Raw genomic sequence first — 20126 nt, 5'->3', positions numbered from 1 at the left:
AACCAAATGTCAGGTATCAGGAAGAACGAAATAAGTGAATCTTGCCTTACATTAGTAGTTTTATGCTGACTACTGATTGCTGTCGGCTATTACAGGAGATAAGAATTGAACATAGACTTTGCTTATAAATTCAATAAACAGAAACGTACTGCGGATACTGATATTAATGATCATATTCGTGATATGATTATGCAGGTTCTGTTTACTGCGCCTGGTGAGCGTGTCAATCGTCCAAGCTTTGGCTGCGGCCTAAACCAATTGGTATTTCAACCAAATAGTGAACAACTGGCGGCAACAACACAGATGCTTGTTCAGGGGTCTTTGCAGCAGTGGCTTGGAGATCTTATACAGGTAAATCAGGTAGAGGTGAGAAGTAAGGATTCAGAATTTCATGTAACAGTATCGTATACTGTACTTTTTACACAAGAACAGCATGTTGCGCAATTTACCCAGGGAGGATCGGCTTAATGAATTTCTTCTGCTGTGATGAACGTAGGCGTAATCTTGTAAAGGATCATGCCTTTCTAAATGGTATAGATTATATTGAAGTAAAGGATAATCTAGATGATCCGAATGATCAACGTCAACGTATGCTGATTGTCCACTTTCTAAAAGACCTGGTCCCAGGGCAGTTGACAAAAGAAAATGTAGTGATCGAAGGTGGAGAGCGAGTTCGCAACATAAAGGTTGTTCGTGTCTATCCAGATGGGATCGGACCACCACCTGTAACTTCTCCCCCAGATAATGATTCAAAGCTTCTTATTGTTGAGGTATCAACTCCTGGTGACTTTTCAAAATATACCTTAAGTCTGGTTAAAACATACATTGAGGTAACCGGTTCACCGCCATTGACATCGCCACCAGAAAATGTAAAAGGCTCAGAGCATAAAAATCCTCCAGAAGATTTTGATCCTATCCTATCAGCAGTTGATTTTTCTTTCAAGGTAGCTTGTCCCAGTGATTTTGATTGCAAAACAAAACATGTATGTCCTCCAGATCCGTTATCACTGCCGGAGATCAATTACCTTGCAAAGGATTATGCAAGCTTTCGCCAGTTAATTCTTGACCGTCTTGCAACAATTATGCCCCAATGGAAGGAGCGAAACCCTGCGGACCTTGGCGTAACGTTAGTCGAATTGCTTTCATATGTCGCCGACCATCTAAGCTACCAACAAGACGCGGTCGCAACTGAGGCATATCTAAGGACAGCCAGAAAACGCATTTCAATTAGACGTCACGCGAGATTGGTTGATTACTTTATTGATGAAGGCAAAAACGCGCGTGTCTTGATTCAATTAAATGTTAAAGATGGCATCGCCGGTTTGCAATTAATAAAAGATGAAACTAAATTTCTAACTAAAACAAAAATCTCAAGTCATACTATTAAATTTAATTCAAAGCAGTATCAAGAGGCTCTTTTAGACAGGCCAGTGATATTCGAACTAATGCATGACACCACATTATACAGTAAACATAATGAAATGCAGTTTTATACCTGGGGTGATCAGGAGTGCTGCCTGCCTAAAGGGGCCACACAGGCTACTTTGCTCAATAAAAATAATAACCTGAAGATAGGCGATATTTTGGTATTTATGGAGAAACACGGACCGGAAACAGGAAAACTGGAAGACGCGGACCACGCAAAACGTCATGCTGTTCGTCTGGTTGAAATAAACTATAAGGAAGATCCTGTCGGACAGGCATATTTTGGATCACCACCGGCAAGTTCTCTACCAGAAAGCAGCTCTATTCCGGTTACAGAAATCTGTTGGCACAATGATGATGCCCTGCCATTTCCACTCTGCGTTTCAGCTAAAACAGATTCAGGTTATCATGATAATATAAGCGTGGCGTTGGGGAATATTGTCCTTGCCGATCATGGCCTGACGATAGAGGATGAAACCATTGGCGTTGTTCCAGAACCAAATCCAGCGCTTACAAAGGTAGGACCTGCAGAAGGAGGAATTTGTGATAAAAAGCAAGCTGATCCAACACCTCAGAGGTTTAGGCCAAAACTGCAGGGTATTCCGTTAACACATACAGTGTTTTATGATCCTGCAAAACCGCCGGCATCAGTAAAAGAAACCTTGGAGTTGCATGGCAAAAGTTCATTTCCTTCGATAGAAGTCTTTAATGATCCATTTGACGTAGAGAATGATAAATGGCTGCCAATGGGGGATTTGATAAACAGTAGTCAGGATGACAAAGTGTTTGTCGCTGAGATTGAATCAGATGGAACAGCAATTATTAGATTTGGAGATGCGAGACACGGTAAACGACCTGATTCCGGAACTAAGTTTAAAGCAGTGTATCGAATCGGAAATGGCGCTTATGGAAATGTTGGCGCAGAAACAATCGCTCATATTGTCAGTAGCGACCCTTCTATTGTTACAGACCTTAAAAATCCTGTAATTTCAAAAGCATGGAACCCAATGTCTGCTAAAGGTGGAAAAGGGCCTGAAACCATAGAACAGGTGAGACAAAACGCTCCGTATGCGTTCCGCAAACAAGAGCGAGCTGTTACCGCTGAGGATTATGAAAATATTTCAAAACGGTGTGATTCAGATATTCAACGCGCGAAAGCAACTTTTAGATGGACGGGAAGCTGGCACACTGTTTTTTTAACCGCAGACCGCCTTGGCGGTTATGAGGTAGATGAGAGATTTGAAAATGAGTTACGCAATTGTCTTGAAAGATACAGGATGACAGGACATGATGTTCAAGTTGATACACCCAATTTTGTATCGTTGGATGTTGAGATGATCGTATGTGTGAAACCTGGTTACCAGGCAAGTGATCTAAAAGTGGCTTTAATGCAAACATTAAGCAATCGAACACTTCTTGACGGAAGAAAGGGAGTGTTTCATCCTGACAATTTTACGTTTGGGCAAACGGTCTATCTAAGCCCAATTTATGCAGCGGTTCAGGCGGTACAGGGTGTTTCATCTGCAAAGATTACCAAATTTCAACGTCAGGGCACAGAGAGCAATGAGTGGCGTGATGCTGGTAAGATCGAGATGGAGAGACTGGAGATTGCTCGTCTTGATAATGATCCAAACTATCCTGAAAGAGGTGTCTTGAAAATTGACATAAGGGGAGGGCGATGAAAACTGAAAACAACAAAAGCTTTCGCGATCTTAACGACTGTGGTTGCTGCGAAGGAATAGCAAAAAAAACGCCGACTAAAGTTTACAACAGGCCAGGTTTATCAGCCATTGCCTACCGTGTTGGCGTTCATAGTTATTTTAAACAAACTATGCTGGCAAACTTGTCCGGCTCAAGTAAACCGGCTTTAAGTAATTTAACTACACGTGATAATGATGACTTCTCTATCGCGCTTCTGGATGGCTGGGCTACTGTTTTAGATGTGCTGACCTTTTACCAGGAGCGCCTGGCAAATGAGAGCTATCTGAATACAGTGACAGAAAGACTTTCTGCCCTTGAATTAGCTCGTTTGATTGGATATGAACTAAGTCCCGGAGTTGCTGGCAATACTTGTTTTGCGTTTACAGTTGAAGATGCACCCGGCTCATTTGGCGAGGCGCTGATTCCTGATAAAAACCAACTGAGTATGCCCTCGCCTCCACCAATAAAGATTGAGGCAGGAGTTAAAGTACAGAGTGTTCCGGGACCTGATGAGATAGCCCAAATATATGAAACTATTGAAGAAATTAACGCACGACCAGAGTGGAGCTCTATCAAACCCCGCCTGACACAACCACAGAATATTTCTATTGGTATGGGCAGTGTCATCCTTACAGGTATAGCAACCAATTTGAAAAATGGAGATAAGTTGTTGATTATTGCAAATTCAGAAAGAGATACTAGGACTATCATGAAGGTTACGACAGATGAAGAAAGAAACACAACACGGATAGATTTTGAAAACCCGGGGCTATCTCCAGCTGATTTCGAAAGGCCTTCACTGCCAAATGGCAATGTCAGTGATTACGCCGAAAAGGTTGAACTAGATTCTATTGTTATAGAAGACATAATCGGGAAAAAATGGAGTGAGGAAGATTTGTCCGCTCTAATCAAGAGCCAGGGTTGGTCAGAAGAAAAATTTGTGACTAATATGGTCAAACAGGTAGAATCTGTAAATTTAACTAACGGCACCGGAATTTTTGCATTCATTCAGCATGCCGCTATATTTGGCCACAACGCACCTTATTACAAAAGTCTTTTAAGGTCATTTGATAAAGATACCCCTCTTAAAATCCAGAGTACTGGCAACTATGCCAATACTATGTCTGAAGGCAATTATTCTAACACACCAGTAAATAATTATATTTATCCACACGATTGGGACTCGAATGAGTGGGAAATATGGAAAAATTCAATGAAAGGTACTTATTATAATAGTGATGCCGATATTTATTTGGAAAGAAGCCTGGAAGGTGTTATTAAGGGAACCTGGATTTTGATAGAAAGGCCTGCAGCTAATGGACCAACATATGACATTTACAAAATCAGCTCGGTCAGCGAAGCTTCGCTAGTCGGGTTCGGCATGAGCGCAAAGACTACGGGATTAAAATTGTCTAAAATTGATGGAAGCTCTCTCTCTGACAATTCAACTGACAAGCCACCGGACTTTAAGGTGCGCAAAAGCATCATTCGTATCCAGAGCGAACAGCTTGAGCTGGCTAAAACTCCTATTGAAGATTTGGTTGAGGGTGACATAATTACTCTTGATAGTTTGTATCTCGGATTGAAGATTGGACAAAAAATTATCCTTACAGGAGAACGTGACGATCTTAAAGGTGTTTATGCAAGTGAAGCAAAGGTGTTAAAAAAAGTGTTTGTTGAAAATGGTTTTACAGTTTTGAACTTTGAAAATTCACTGTCTTTTTCATATATACGCAATACTGTTACTATTAACGCGAATATTGCAGAAGGTACTCATGGGGAAACTGTGTCAGAGGTCCTGGGTAGTGGTAACACAAATCAACCCTTTCAGAGCTTTGAGCTGAAACAGTCTCCTCTGACTTATGTCAGCGCGACTACAACAAGTGGATCACAAACAACTCTTGAGATTTTAGTTAACGATATCTTATGGGAAGAGACATCTTCTTTTTACGGACAAGGGCCAAATGACAGAATATATAAAACACGAGTTGATGATGATGGTAAAACTACTGTGATATTCGGCGATGGAATCACCGGCTCGCTGCTACCTACTGGCCAGCAAAATATTAAGGCAAAGTACCGCAAAGGCATTGGACTGAAAGGATTGGTTAAAGCTGATCAACTTACACAGCTTATGACAAAACCCCTTGGAGTTAAAGGAGTCACGAATCCTATTCCTTCAACCGGTGCGAGTGATAGGGAACGTCTCGACAACGTCAGGCTCAACGCTCCTTTGACAGTGTTGACATTAGATAGAATTGTGTCATTGAAAGATTATGAGGATTTTGCTCGCTCATTTGAGGGAATAGACAAGGCGCTTGCCACATGGAGTTGGAATGGTCTGAGGCGAACAGTCTTTATTACTGTAGCCGGACCTAATGGGGTTGAAGTGGAAAAAGCTATTTGTAATTCTCTGTTAGACACAATACATAAATATGGAGATCCATTTGTTCCTATTATCATTAAGTCCTACCAAAAAATCTTTTTCAGAATAGAAGCAAAGATAGAGGTCTTGCCTGAATATTTAGATGAGGAAGTTATGGAGAAAGTTTTGGAACAAGTAAAACAAGCTCTGTTTGATAATTTTTCGTTTGATAAGAGACAATTTGCTCAGCCTGTTTACTTTAGCGAAGTGCTTGATGTTATGCATGCTGTCAAAGGAGTCAAGGCGATAGACTTAGACAAATTATATAGGATTGATGATCCGGACAAAATATTGAAACAAGGTCTAGAGGCTTCTATGCCTGGAATAGAAAATGACAATTTTATAGCCGCTGAGTTACTTATGCTTGAAACAAAACCAAATGAAATAGAGGTGATACAATGAGCTTTGATGTGGAAAAGATATACTCTCTATTGCCTGCTTTTTATCGTATACAAGATATAAATCAGGGCAAGGCTCTTTTGACAGATGAGAACAGGAAAGAGATCAAAGATCTAACCGATAAGCTGGCGACGCTTAGTGACCAAAACGGGAATGAAGCAAAACATATCAGACACCAGATTGAAGAGAAAAAGCAAGGACCGTTGAAAGCATTGCTTTCGTTGATATCTGATCAAGTTGCTGTGTTTGAAGAGGACCTTGAGCAACTTTATGACGACCAATTCATAGAGACTTGCGCTGAATGGGCTGTTTCATATATCGGCAATCTTGTTGGCGTCCGTGGCATGGTTAATTATACTGACGCTCCTTTCAGTCAACGAGCCCAGGTGGCAAATACATTGGCATACCGCCGTAGAAAAGGTACAGCCGCTGTGCTGGAACAGTTAGCCAGGGATGTGACACGATGGGAAGCCGCCAGTGTAGTTGAGTATTTTCAGTTGCTGGCAACCACTCAATACATGAACCACATTAGACCAGACAATGCATCTATGGCTAGCTTAAGAGATTGGGAACAACTTGAACTCTTTAACACACCATTTGACAAAATTGCCAGGACAATAGATGTGCGTCGTATTGAGACAAGACGAGGCAAATATAATATTCCAAACATTGGCATATTTTTGTGGCGACTACGTAGTTATCAGGTTACGAAAACGCCGGCATACAAACTGGATAATAGACGCTACCGTTTTAATGGATTGGGCATAGACAGCGCCATTTACAATAATCCGGAGTCGGAACGTGAAATTAGTCATCTGGCGGAGCCAATTAACGTGCCGATGTCGATTAGTCGTCGTGTGCTTCATGAATATCTTAATACTTATTATGGCAAGGGAAAAAGCCTCTTTTTAATTGTGGATGATGAGGAGATAGAAGCGGATGAAATTATAGTTTGTGATTTATCTGATGAAGGCGCTAACTTGTGGGTGCATATGCCGCTAAATATGATTGCAATCGATCCTTTCTTAGGACGTATAGCGCTGCCGGAAAGTATTGCAAGCCCTCCAAGTGATCATAAAGTTACGGTTTCATATCACTACGGGTTTAGCGCGGATATGGGTGGAGGAGAATACGACAGGACCAATACGTTTGACAATTTTCAACGTATTATTAAAGTGCCTGACGATAATTTGCCTGACGATTCTGGGACAATTCAGGATGCAATAAATCAATTGAATGAATCCGGTGGTGTAGTGCTGATCACTAACAACAAATACTATATAGAGTCTCCAGTTATAAAACTAGCGCCAGGGGTGACTATTGAAATCAGAGCTGCTAACGAAAAAAGACCTATTCTGGTCCTTGAAGACGAACTGAAAATTTTTGGTGGTGAGCATTCCAATTTGATTTTGAACGGTCTATTAGTGAGTGGAGGAAGACTTCGTGTGCCTATGAAAGATAGTAATAACAATGCCAATTTGTTAAGCCAGCTTAGTATATTGCATTGCACGTTATTGCCAGGGTCGAGTCAGCAAATTGATGGCGTGCCGGCACAACCTGCAATGCCAAGGCTAATTGTGGAGTCTAGATTTACAGAAACTTTTATTGATAAAAGTATTATTGGCGGGATACGCGCAATAGAAGGAGCCCAGGTAAACATGACAAATAGTATATTAGACGCTAAAGAGGATACAAACGTAGCCTATTCCGGGTATATTGATGATATGGTAACATCTCCTCCGTTTGAAACTCTGTTAGCAGGAGCAACATTGACAGCAGAGAATTGTACTGTCATAGGAAAGGTATACGCTGCAATGTTTAAGTGTATTTCGAACTCAATATTCAAATCAAGTCTTGAGAAATTCGATTTGTGGCCTGCCGCCGTAATGGCTGATAGATTACAAGATGGCTGTGTGCGTTTTTCTTATATACCGTTAGGTTCAAAGGTACCCAGGAAGTATAAATGTCATCCAATTAACACAAAGGACAAATTTCGTGTCCTACCTCTGTTTACTTCTTTGAATTATGGAGATGCCGGATATTGCCAGTTGGCTACAAATTGTGCAGTAGAAATTAGACATGGCGCGGATGACGAAGCAGAGATGGGAGCTTTCCACGACCTTTATCAACCGCAGCGAGAAGCAAATCTGCGCGCACGGTTGGATGAATACCTACACTTCGGGATGGAAGCGGGGATATTTTATGCAACTTAAATAACGAATTTAGGGGAATTATTATGCCAGGTGATTATAGTCGTAAAACATTCAATTCGAAAAAAGATTACAGCGGAGTGCTAATGCAGCAAGGCCGCGTGCAGCTGGACGCTGATTGGAATGAACAGGATGACATTATTAATAGACGCTTACGAGTAGAAACTATTGATATTGGCGGACGTTGTTTCGTACCCAAAGAAACTGAGGATGGATTTAAGATAGAAGTTTCAAACGGGACGCTTACTTTCGGTTGTGGACGCATATATGTGGATGGCATACTTGCAGATAACCACCAAATACGTGATTCAAAACATGCAAGCCCACCAAGCAGTCCTCCAGAATCCAATGCTGAGTTTGACAGGGCCCTTGCCGAGGAAAGAGGAATTATCCCTGTTCCTTATGATGATCAGCCTTATTATCCTGATCCGCCAGATTTACCTGTTACAGGTACTCATATAGTTTATATCGATGTATGGGATCGCGAAGTTACTTACCTGGAAGATCCGGGAATCGTAGAAAAGGCTGTAAATGTAGACACGACTACAAGACGGCAAACAGTTTATCAGGTAAAATTGTTACAAGTCCCTGATGAAATTACTGATATTACATGTAGCGAGGCTGATGATTTTTTGAAAAATCATCCGGATTTGCAACCTTCAGGTGGACGCCTAACTTCTGAAGCTACCGGAGAAGATGACAATGAGAATCCTTGCTTATTACCACCTAAAGGCGGGTACCGTGGTCTTGAAAACCAGTTATATCGAGTAGAGATACATGATGGAGGAGAGCCTGGCGCCGCCACTTTTAAATGGTCGAGAGATAATGGAATTGTAGCGACTAAGGTCCTGGCTATTAGTGGCGTGGAATTAAATGTCGAAAGTATAGGACGTGATGCTGAGAGGAGTTTTAAAAGCGGCGACTGGGTAGAGATTATAGACGATAATAGGGAGTTTTCAGGCAAGGCTGGCGAGATGAGAACAATCACCGTTGATCCCGATAGCAACACTATATCCATAAATAGCGCTTTGCCCGGCGACATGCCATCAGACGGCGCTAAAGAACGAAACACACGCGTGCGACGATGGGATCAAAATGGAGAGGTTCAAGGTCCAGATGGGGCTATTATAGTAGACCTTAACGATTCCGGTAGCGGAGGTGTGATTACAATACCGGATGCAGGACAATCTATTTTGCTTGAGAGAGGCATAAATATTACATTTAATACTAAACCTGAAAGTGGTGAATTTAGAACCGGGGATTACTGGAACTTTTCAGCGCGCACTGCAGACGGAGAGATTGAAGAACTTAAAGAAGCTCCTCCACATGGCATTCATCACCATTATTGTTGCCTTGCTATTGTCAGGTATCCACTCGTAACATCGCCACCGGAAACCAATGTAGTTGTTACAGATTGTCGAAAACTTTGGCCGCCTGAAATTAATAAGGGGTGTTGTGTAGTGGTGAAGGCGGGAGATGATTTATTGGGGGTAGTAAATAAAGTTGCTGAAACAGGAGGTGGTTGCATTTGCCTTTTGCCGGGAGATCATAATTTGGCAGCGCCAATAAGAATGGTTGGTAATTCAAGTATACAAATTAAAGGGTTTGGCCTGGTTACTCGATTACATATATCTGAAATATTAGGAGACAATCAGCCATTTATATTAGAAAATGCCACTGATATATCATTTGAGAATTTTGCAATATTTAATTCAGGATCACGATCAGTTTGGTTTTGTAATAACGTAAAACACCTGGAAATAAAGAAGATGTTTGTCTACTCGTCATTTATCTTACAAAGGAGAGCAATACTTCAACCAATTATAGCCAATATAGATAGAACTTCTCATGGATGGCTTTTGAAGAGCAATGTCTTCTTAGGTTCACAGGGATTAAAAGGTTCTTTAATGGCACAGAGTGACATTGTTGAAAATATCTGGATTGGATCAGACTTTGGCATTGATCTTGTAAATCTCATTAATGTTCGAATGAAACGAAACCAGTGGATTGGGATTACAGGCAGTGTCATAGAAGAATTGGATGGGAGAATAAAACAAGCCATATCTGAAGACGAGACTGACTCCAAGGCTATTTTAAGATTGATTGATTCACTTATCGCGTCTTCTAAGAAATTTAATAATTATGATTATATAGCTTTGAATGGGTCGGGCTCGTTTAATGTAGAGTTTTCTGAAAATCAGGTAATTGGAAGCATTGGCATAAGCGCTGAAATTGTTGAAAATTGCAAGATTGATTCCAATGAGTTTATAACAAGAAATTTTGGCGGGACTTGTGGTTTAGTCCATGGGCTGCTATTTACGAGAAACAGAATTGGTGAAAAGAGTTTTGAAGGCAATACACGCGGAAGCATCTCCTGTAATGTTGGGCTTAGGATTGTGGGCGATGCCATTGACTGTGAAATACTGGATAACGCATTTCTAAATGTAAATGAGGGCGTTATGTTTGAATCTGATATTAGCGGTGACAAAGAGGTGGCAAAGACTTTCGGTGTCAAAGTGCTGGCGCGAGCAAATATTGACACCGCTGAATCAAAAGTTATTCTTGAGGAATCACGAAACAGAACTGATTTACGCATGTCACGACATAGATTCCGCAGAAGCACTTATTTTAAAATCGGAAAATGCAAAAATACTTTGATTCAAGGGAATATCTTTAATGCGGATAGGATTGGAATTGAATGGTCAGGGACAAAAGATATTATAAATTTTCGTATCAGTAATAACACTTTTACAGGCTGCCAGGATGTGGCAATACAGATAGAACCGGATGACAATATCTTTTTTCTTGCTTCCACTGTAGACACAAAAGTGCGCCTCATTGAGAAGAATAAATTTGAGGTTTATTCAGGAGCCGTTCGCGCAACTATTGGAGCAGTCCGGATTGAGAAGAACGATATTCGCGTCTTGAGTCCAAAAGTCGACAGAGCGCGTTGGAAAGATGTATTGATTCTGGCTGCCGACCATATATACAAATTCAGCCCTTATTTGGAAGCCGTTAAAGCCGATGATATTCCCGGGTTGCGAGCTAACAACAAGGAAGTGATGCGACGTATAGAAAAAGATCCCGACTCTATTGATACCGTCAACTTTTCTAAAGCAGTTGAAGAGGAGCTGCTTTCTACATACAAACATAATAACGGAGACGCGCTTGCTGATTCTGTTTATGTTATGAAAGCGCTTGCTGACATAGATGCTAAGAATTATCTGGTCGCTAATTTAAACCCAAGGGTAATAAACGGTACATCTAATTTAGAGGGGTTTGGAATCAATTTAAGCGGTCTGCAAAATAGAGTCGTTCATAACCGTATCTTTAGCGATAATCGAAAGGTCCATGGGGGAGTTGTTCTACATTTGGTTTCCGGCGAGGTCAGGGACAATGAAGTTGTGGCAGATCGAATAGGACTGCTTATGAACGCCAAGGTAGGGCAGTCAATCCTGAATGCAAAGGTAGAGGGAAACTCGCTGAAGGTTTTAGGGGTTCCTAATCAAGACAGCAGAAAAAAGCCTATCTACTCATTGGCAATTCCCTCATTAAATCCAGGACACTTTTCGATTGGCTCTAATTACCTTGAAGGGTCGGTGATGGTAGGGGCCGATCCTATATCGACACTGAGCATCCATAAAAAAGAATTAATGGAAATTTCTAAAGAAGCAATATATTACAATTTAATTAAGCACGATTCATCAACCTACAACTTTATGCTTTTGTCTAAACTTATTCCGCCAAGATACACATCACCGACGGAAATTGAACCAAAGGTCTTAGCTGTATTGTCTAACTTCAAAATTAACCACTGGAATCCTGATCCCCATCGGGACCGACCGATTATTCATTTTACAAATAATAGAGTAGTTAGAGGTTGGACGGCTATTGCTCAAAGCGCTGCCGGCGCGTATTTGACAGTAGATGAACTGAAAGAACAACCCAACAAGTCCCTGATCCTTCAATTATCAAATAATGTCTTTGATTATTGGACTAAGGTTGTGGGATATGATTTGATTATCACCGGCAATCATAACCAAGGAGCTTTGCAATATCGTAACGGAAGAAAAATTGAGAAAGTAGCTAATATTCCGGAGCCAGAGCCATTTTAATAAAAAAGGAGTTTGTGATGCTAGAAAAGGAAAAACCTGAAACAAGAGATTATGAAGCATTGATAGATGAACGGTTAAAAAACATAATCGACTCAAAGTCAAAAGAAAATGAAGAGGCAATCGGGAGATTAAAGGCTTTAGAAACCTCATGGGCGGATTTAAACGACGACCTGGAAAAAGAGATCAAAAATGAATTTGATAATATGGCTCTGGAGGAGAGGTCAACAAATAGGGCCCTTAATTTACTTGATAAAAATCCTTGCATTTCAACACAGGAAAATGCCTTTGTTATTGCCGGAAAGGCCATAGATGAAGAAAGTAAAATTGGGCTGCCGGGTTTATTAACAAAAATTTCAAAAACAGCAAAGAATGAAGAAGACGTTCTAATAAAAACCTATACCGACCATTTTGGCAACTTTACAGGCACGATTCTACTCGATGAAGAAACTGAACGAGAGGGAAGAGAGGAGAGAAAGCAGGCCTTAAACTTTTCCTTTTTTCTGGAAAATGGAAAACATGTTTATAAAGAAGAAGTGCATATGCAAATTAAGGCAGGTAAAGTTGAAAAAATAACAATATTTGTACCTTGCGCTCCAGAGCTGATTGACCGGAAGGAAGGGAGCAAATCGGTGCGCGACAGTGTGGAAAAAGACGCGGAATTAGTAAAACTACGCTTAATAAATATGAAAGAGGCCAATACAGCCATTACTCGAATGGCAACGGTTAACCTTGAAGATTTACGAGAACTTGAAGAGGAATTGTCATTTCCTCCACCTGATCTACGTAAGAGATCAGATGACATGGCTGAATGTAAAACGGAAAGATCAGAGAATAAAATTCGGTAAAAGAGAGGATATATGGATTGTCCAATTAAGAAACTGCAGGAAAAATTCACTTCACATTACACCAAGGCCCTCATTTGAAGTTGGCTCATGAGAACACTTTCCTCATACCATAACATTCACAGTGGCGGAACAATTATTGTCTGTGGATGTGGTGCGTCACTTAACGAACTAAAAAACCCGGAGCATTTTATTACTATTGGTGTAAATGATGTTGGGAGATTGTTCACGCCTACTTATTTAGTTGTAATAAACCATCAGCACCAATTTGCAAATGGACGTTTTAAATACGTTCAAGAAAGCAAAGCAAACGCAATATTTACACAGTTTGAACTAGGCCTAAACCACCCCAATGTGGTGCGTTTTAGGTTAGGTGTCTACGGTGGTACTGAATTTTCTGATCCAAATGTATTGCATTACACTAGAAACTCTCCTTATGTGGCCCTTTGTCTTGCCGTTCACATGGGAGCAAAACGCATTGGTCTGATCGGAGTTGATTTCACAAATAATCATTTTTTTGCCAAAACTGGACGACATAACCTTACCAACAATTTTTCTAGAATTGATGCTGAATATCGCGTCATCAATGGAGCAATTACAAAAAAAAACATTGAGGTTGTTAATTTAAGCAAACAAAGCCGTTTGACCGCATTTATATGGGGTAGTATTGACTCCCTGCAAAATATTAATGATGGTCTTGCTGGAGGAAATGGAAAAATAATAAATAAGAAACCCAGGATATTCTTTGTTAACTATAAATTCCTGTCTTGTGGAGATGTGTTCAGGAATGGATTAAATCACGCGTCAGAAGAATTGGGTATCGAGTTTACCGAGGCTTATTGGGACGACAATAAATTACCTGATAAAGTCATGCAATTTAATCCGGACTTGCTCTTTGTTATTCATGGTCGTAGTTTTGTGAAAAAATGGCACAATCAATTCCGCAAATTAAAAAAAGCGGTTTGGCTGCTCGATGAGCCGTACGAGGTCGATGACACATCGAAATGGTCAAGTTTTTTTGATACTGTTTTCGTAAATGATCCAAGCACTATCGACATACATCAAAATGCGTATTACCTTCCAGTGAGCTACGATCCACAGGTTTATTATGAAAACGGACATCTGAAGAAGTACGATGTTGGTTTTATTGGGGGATATAATAAAACCCGGGAGCGATATCTGTTAAATCTATGTGAAGCCGGACTTCTTTCGTATGTAGTAGGTGGACCCTGGAAATCTTCGAAACTTCGTCAGTTATGTCTTTCAAAAAACATTTCAGCTCATGAAACGGCAAACCTTTATAGACAGACTAAGATAGTCATTAACGTTTTCAGAGAGGTACACCATTTCAATACCCAGAAAATTCCTGCTTTTTCTATGAACCCAAGGATATATGAATCTCTGGCCTGTGGTTCATTGGTGGTATCAGAGTATCGAACTGAAATTAAAAAGTTTTTTCCAGAGATGCGGGTTTTTAACAATAGTTCACAATTGCTAGATATTGTTACATACTTTTTGAATAACGAAAAAGACTACGAAACTCTTCAAAAAAATTGTTACCAAAGACTTAAGGGTCATAAATATATAGATCGTTTAAAAAAAATCATATCAATTGTGCTACACAATAAATCAAAGAGTTTCCAATGTAAACAACGTAATGAACAAAAGGAAAAGATCAAAGATGATGTACTTTTAAGTAATAGACAAGAGGGAATTCTTGATAATTGGGAGATATATGGAAATGTAGTTAAGATGAATGGTAAAGATAGTATTATTCTAAGAAAAACAAAAGTTGATAGACCTGGAACTGAGAGAGGGCTCGTAAGCAAAAATTGTTATTCTCAAGTAGAGTTAAATTTTGAAGTAAATATTAATAGCGGATCCTGTTTTATTGCAAAGATCCACCAAATAGATAAATTTAATCAAATGACAAATTCTTATCATTTGATGTGCAATGAAAAACGTGATTATTTTGGCAGGCACAATTGCATCTTTAAAGAAATTTCAATTAATCGGAATTCCTGGCAAAAGTTCAGGATAGTATTCAATGATAGATGTATTTCTCTTTACAATAATGATGTTTTGCTTTTTTCATTTCATGATGAAAAAATTAAGAAAGGATATGCCTTCCTCGGAATTAAAGGTGGTTTAACTTTCTTAAGAAATGTATTTATTGCTGAATTAGAAAATGAAAAATTTTAAAAGCATCAGTATAGGAGATAACGGATTGATGGATTATAAGATTTTATATGATTCTAATAATAAGATTAATCCAATTGTAAGTATTGTTACAACTGTTTACGACAGGATTAGTTGTCTAAAAGACTGTATAAAATCAGTGAAAAACTTATCGTTTACAGATTATGAACATATTGTTGTTGCAGACTCACCACCTGAAGAGTTGGCAAAAAAAATTAAAAACCTTATTAAACAAGAAGATGTTGGCAGCATGAAATTTGTAAATTTAACGAAGCGATATAATAATTGGGGAATTGCGCCAGCGACAATAGGACTTCAACTTGCACGTGGAAAATACATATGCTTTTTATCAGATGATAATGGTTACAATCCAGACCATTTAGACGACTTAGTTGAAATATTAGAGAAAAATCCAGATATTGGTTTTGCTTATAGTTCTTGTAAATATGCGGGACGTAAGATATTAAATTCACCGATACCAAAGCTATTAAATATAGACTTAGGACAGCCGTTGTTCCGTAAAGACCTGTTCAATATTTATTTAAGGAATACTATCCCCTTTAACAACCTTTGTTGGGATTGGTATATGATCGAAGCTTTTATTAAGAGGGGAGTCCGATGGCAACATGTAGACAAAGAAAGCTTTATTTTCAAATTAGACAAATACCCTCAAATAAATGGCAGATTTAAGATTAAGCTTATAATCTTAACGACTCTATGGAAACGTCATCACATTTTCAAATCTTTTATTAACAGGTCGAAAGAATTGAAGAAAAATAATAATTTTGATATTGAAATTGTAGCAGTAGGTTCCGAAGGTGATATTACTAAAGAAATATGTGAGACAAACTGTATTCATTATTTAGAGTTTAAAAATAATCCTCTCGGTAAAAAGTGGAATTATGGTCTCAACGCTTGTAAAAAGATGAAACCTGATTATGTAATGATTCTCGGGTCTGATGATTTAATCAGTAATAATTTATTGGAAGCTTATTTACCTTATTGTCAAAAAGGATATGATTTTTTAGGTGTTATGGATGCATACTTTTTTGATACAGTTAGTAATCAATGTATATATTGGAGTGGATATACTAATCATAGAGTTGAAGAGAGTATTGGAGCAGGGAGATTACTGTCTCATAAATTACTTGATAAATCCAATTGGAAGATATGGGATGACAATTTGAATAATTGTTTAGATAGATCAATGATGACACTCATAAATAAAAACATACAGAAAAAAGAAATAATATCGTTAAAAAAGATTGGCGCATATATTGTTGATATTAAAAGCAAGTTTAATATGGGGAAATTAACTGATTTTAAGGGAAAAAGTTTGAGTTATATATCAGTGTTAAGCAAATTTGTTAAACCTTATGAGTTAGAAAATATAAAGTCATTATCAATGAATTTAAGTGCGATATATACTATATATAATGGAGTAGAGTTATTAAATGGTTCAATTGATCAGATATATGATCATGTTAACAGTATTATTATCATTTGGCAAAAAATAAGTAATTATGGAAAATTAAATCAAGAAATAGTCAGCTTTATAAAGCAATATGAAGGGAAAGACAAGTTTCATCTTTATGAGTATAAGCCTGATTTGAGGATAACGGCAAAAAGGAATGAAATAAAAAAACATTCCGTTGGACTGGATATTGCCAGAACAAAAGGAAGCAATTATTTTTTAATTATGGCCACTGATGAGTATTATGATTCCCAGCAATTTGCAAGAGCTAAAGATTATATATTAGAAAATAACTTTGATGCAACCACCTGTAAGATGTATACATATTACAAGAAACCTACCTATAGATTAGAGCCAATTGAAAGATACGAAGTACCATTTATATGCAAATTAAGACCTGATACAAAGATAACATCAAAGTTTCCAGTATATGTGGATTCAGCTAGGGGTGTGGGACCAATAAATACTTGTCACTCGTTTGCTGCAAGCCAATTAATGATGCATCATTTTAGTCATGTAAGGAAAGATATTAGCGATAAGTTGAATAATGCTGCTTCTAAGGTTAACTGGAAAAATAAGATACATGAATACATTAGGTATTTTAATGAATTTGATATAAATAAGAACAATACTGTTCCATTTTACAAAGGACACAGATTAGTCGAAGTAGAGAATAAATTTAATATTGAAACAGATTACATCTCTAAGAAGAATATGGTGGTTAATGAAAATTCGGAATTTGAAAACAGAAAAAAGACAACAGCGTCTCAAAACCAAAATCATACTTCCATTATTAATGATATTAAAAGTAATCAAACGGTGAAGATTAATAATTTAATTCTAAATGGTAAAAACATTATACAAGTAACTAACTCACAAAATAATAGTACTCCTGGAATTAAAAAATTAATAAATTTAAATCCTCACACTAATTATACATTAAATGTTTCAGGATTTAAAAAATGTAAAAGTGGTGGATATGTAAAATTATGGATTGGAGATATTAAAGGAAAAAATATTGTTTGGGATTCGAGTTATCAATTAAACGAAAAATATGAAACAATAAAACTAGATTTTAATTCTAATGATTATAAGAAATTATATATTGGTATTCTTTTTTGCAAGTGTAAAAAGGGAGATCAATTCTATATACATTCGATGACACTTATAAAAAAAAATTCAACAATAGATAGACATATAAACAAATTAATAAAAATTGTTTTGATTTCAGTTAATGATTTTGCTGGTTCTGGCTATCGTATTGCAGAAGCAATTAGGAAAACAAGTGGTGATAAATATGATATAAAATTCATTAAAATTGTACCTCATAAATTTAATTATAAATATGATATATGTGTTTTAAAAAAGAATGGGCAAATTGATAAAAAATTATGGTTACAGGCACAACAAATAATTAATGAAGCAGATATACTCCATTTTAAAGGAGACGATCCAATTACACATAATTATGGATTTCACGGAGTAAATTTCAAAATTCCAATGAATAAACCAAAAATATTAACTGTTGGTGGAAGCGCATTCAGGAGGCACCTTCATCCTTCCATGAAAGGACTTTCGATAGCCAAATATTCATTGGAACGTATGAAGAAATATACTGATTTACGTATTGCATTTACTCCTGACCTAAACTACCCCGAGTTTGATAGCATTTTCGTTCCTCAAGCAATTAATTCAAAAATTTTAAAGAATATTTGGAAACCCCGTGAAATACCAATAATTGGCCATTCGCCATCTTCAAGAAGAAAAAAAGGCACTGATTCAGTTTTTTTACCAGCTTTAAAGAAATTGAAGAAAAAGGGATACAAGTTTAATGTTAAAATTATAGAAGGTGTTTCTCATAGAGAATGTTTAAGTCAAAAGAGAGATTGCACAATTTTTTGGGATCAGTGTAACGTTGGTTTTTATGGCAATTCTGCAATTGAAGCGGCACAATATGGAATACCAACAATGAGTTATATATCTGAAATTGCTATTAGGCAAGCAGGTGGAAAGCTTAATGATATTGCAATTATTAATTTTGAACCAACAGTTGATGGATGTTCTAACGCGATAGAAAAAATGCTTAACTCCGATTTACATTTAATTTCAAAAAATACAAAGGAATGGGTTGATAGTTATCATAGTTATGAGATTATTGGTAAAATTTACGAAAAAATATATTCTAACCTATTAATAGATAATAGATTTAAAAAGTCAATTACTAATTGTCTAGAGCAAGTAGTATGAGGATTCAGTAATTCAATGGGTAAAGAGCACAAGTGAAAAATACTTTCTTATATTTACAGATCTGTAGAATCCATATACGCTTGAATTCTTTTTCACTGCAAAAAGTAAAATTAAAGCTTTTGTCAGAAAGTAAATTATTCTCACCAAATTCCCGTTAATACACTAATTAGCAACTTTGGTAAAAATTTTTAATCATATTTGAGGACGTGTATAATAAAAATAAATATCAGAATCCAATCATCAAAATCTGGTCTCACCGTCGCTCAGGCACTAACTTTCTGTGCGGTTCACTTTACATTAATTTCTATAATGGAAGAGATTTAAGCACTCCGTCAGATCCAAACCGGCAGACCTTGTTTCGAACGGAGACCGGTGAATTGATAAACTACAACAAATGGGGCCAGCTATTTGGAGGCCATCGACTTGCTAAGACTAGACGTTGTGATTTGAAAAAATCCATCTATATCAAACGGCACCCTCTAGATGTAGCTTACAGCATTCATTCTAGGGGCGATATGTTGCATGGACTTGGGCAAACGAATAAACGGGTCAAGTCTGCTGATGGCTTAACTGGAGTGGTCAAATGAAAAAGTCATTTTTTTGAATGTCAATTTATCTAAAAGGATTGAATATTTATTAGGAGAACAATGGTGATTATTATTTGGACAAGGAAGTATATGCTGAGGGCAGTTGCACATTGTAGAAGTGGATGCTAGGTGGAACTCAAGGTTAACGATTGCAGATTGAAAAGTTGATAATTCAAGTGGAGTCGAAGAATGTTTGAATATCAAAAAAAGTAGCAAGTTACATTATATGAAGTAATCAGGAAATGATTGAGTGATTTGATACTTAAGTGGTTATTGTTTTTCATTTTTTTTACAAGAACAAAGAAAGGAGTAACAAAATGAGTGAAGAGTTAAATGTAATCGATCATCTAGAATAAACGGGTCAAGTCTGCTGATGGCTTAACTGGAGTGGTCAAATGAAAAAGTCATTTTTTTGAATGTCAATTTATCTAAAAGGATTGAATATTTATTAGGAGAACAATGGTGATTATTATTTGGACAAGGAAGTATATGCTGAGGCCAG

Annotated in this window: 8 protein-coding genes; all 8 read left to right on the top strand. The window is 37.7% G+C overall.

Annotated features, from left to right (window positions below; translation table 11 throughout):
• The first annotated feature begins 105 nt into the window (after window positions 1–105).
• Entirely contained in the window at window positions 106–468 is a 363-nt protein-coding gene (locus SCALIN_RS05610) for a GPW/gp25 family protein (RefSeq protein ID WP_096893423.1), read from the top strand.
• Window positions 468–3107 carry a putative baseplate assembly protein gene (locus tag SCALIN_RS05605; protein ID WP_096893422.1) on the top strand — a complete coding sequence of 880 codons (2640 nt, stop codon included), beginning with the start codon at window positions 468–470 and terminating at the stop codon, window positions 3105–3107. Before SCALIN_RS05610 ends, SCALIN_RS05605 begins: the two co-directional genes overlap by 1 nt.
• The gene (locus SCALIN_RS05600) at window positions 3104–5953 is read left to right on the top strand and encodes a putative baseplate assembly protein (RefSeq protein WP_096893421.1); all 2850 of its coding nucleotides are present in this window, start codon (window positions 3104–3106) and stop codon (window positions 5951–5953) included. Before SCALIN_RS05605 ends, SCALIN_RS05600 begins: the two co-directional genes overlap by 4 nt.
• Window positions 5950–8163 carry a hypothetical protein gene (locus tag SCALIN_RS05595; protein ID WP_096893420.1) on the top strand — a complete coding sequence of 738 codons (2214 nt, stop codon included), beginning with the start codon at window positions 5950–5952 and terminating at the stop codon, window positions 8161–8163. Before SCALIN_RS05600 ends, SCALIN_RS05595 begins: the two co-directional genes overlap by 4 nt.
• 23 nt (window positions 8164–8186) lie before the next feature.
• Window positions 8187–12275, top strand: coding sequence for a DUF6519 domain-containing protein (locus tag SCALIN_RS05590; protein WP_096893419.1), 4089 nt, complete (start codon window positions 8187–8189; stop codon window positions 12273–12275).
• A gap of 17 nt (window positions 12276–12292) precedes the next feature.
• Complete coding sequence (locus tag SCALIN_RS05585) at window positions 12293–13120, top strand: hypothetical protein (RefSeq protein ID WP_096893418.1); 828 nt, start codon at window positions 12293–12295, stop codon at window positions 13118–13120.
• Between the two features lie 87 nt (window positions 13121–13207).
• Window positions 13208–15319, top strand: a complete 2112-nt coding sequence (locus SCALIN_RS05580) for a CgeB family protein (protein WP_096893417.1) — start codon at window positions 13208–13210, stop codon at window positions 15317–15319.
• Complete coding sequence (locus SCALIN_RS05575) at window positions 15306–19037, top strand: glycosyltransferase family 2 protein (protein WP_096893416.1); 3732 nt, start codon at window positions 15306–15308, stop codon at window positions 19035–19037. The genes SCALIN_RS05580 and SCALIN_RS05575 overlap by 14 nt, the downstream gene beginning before the upstream one ends.
• Window positions 19038–20126: the final 1089 nt, after the last annotated feature.

Source organism: Candidatus Scalindua japonica (assembly GCF_002443295.1).
Lineage (GTDB): Bacteria > Planctomycetota > Brocadiia > Brocadiales > Scalinduaceae > Scalindua > Scalindua japonica.
Note: the sequence above shows the minus strand (reverse complement) of the source record. Positions and strands in the feature narration are given on the sequence as shown.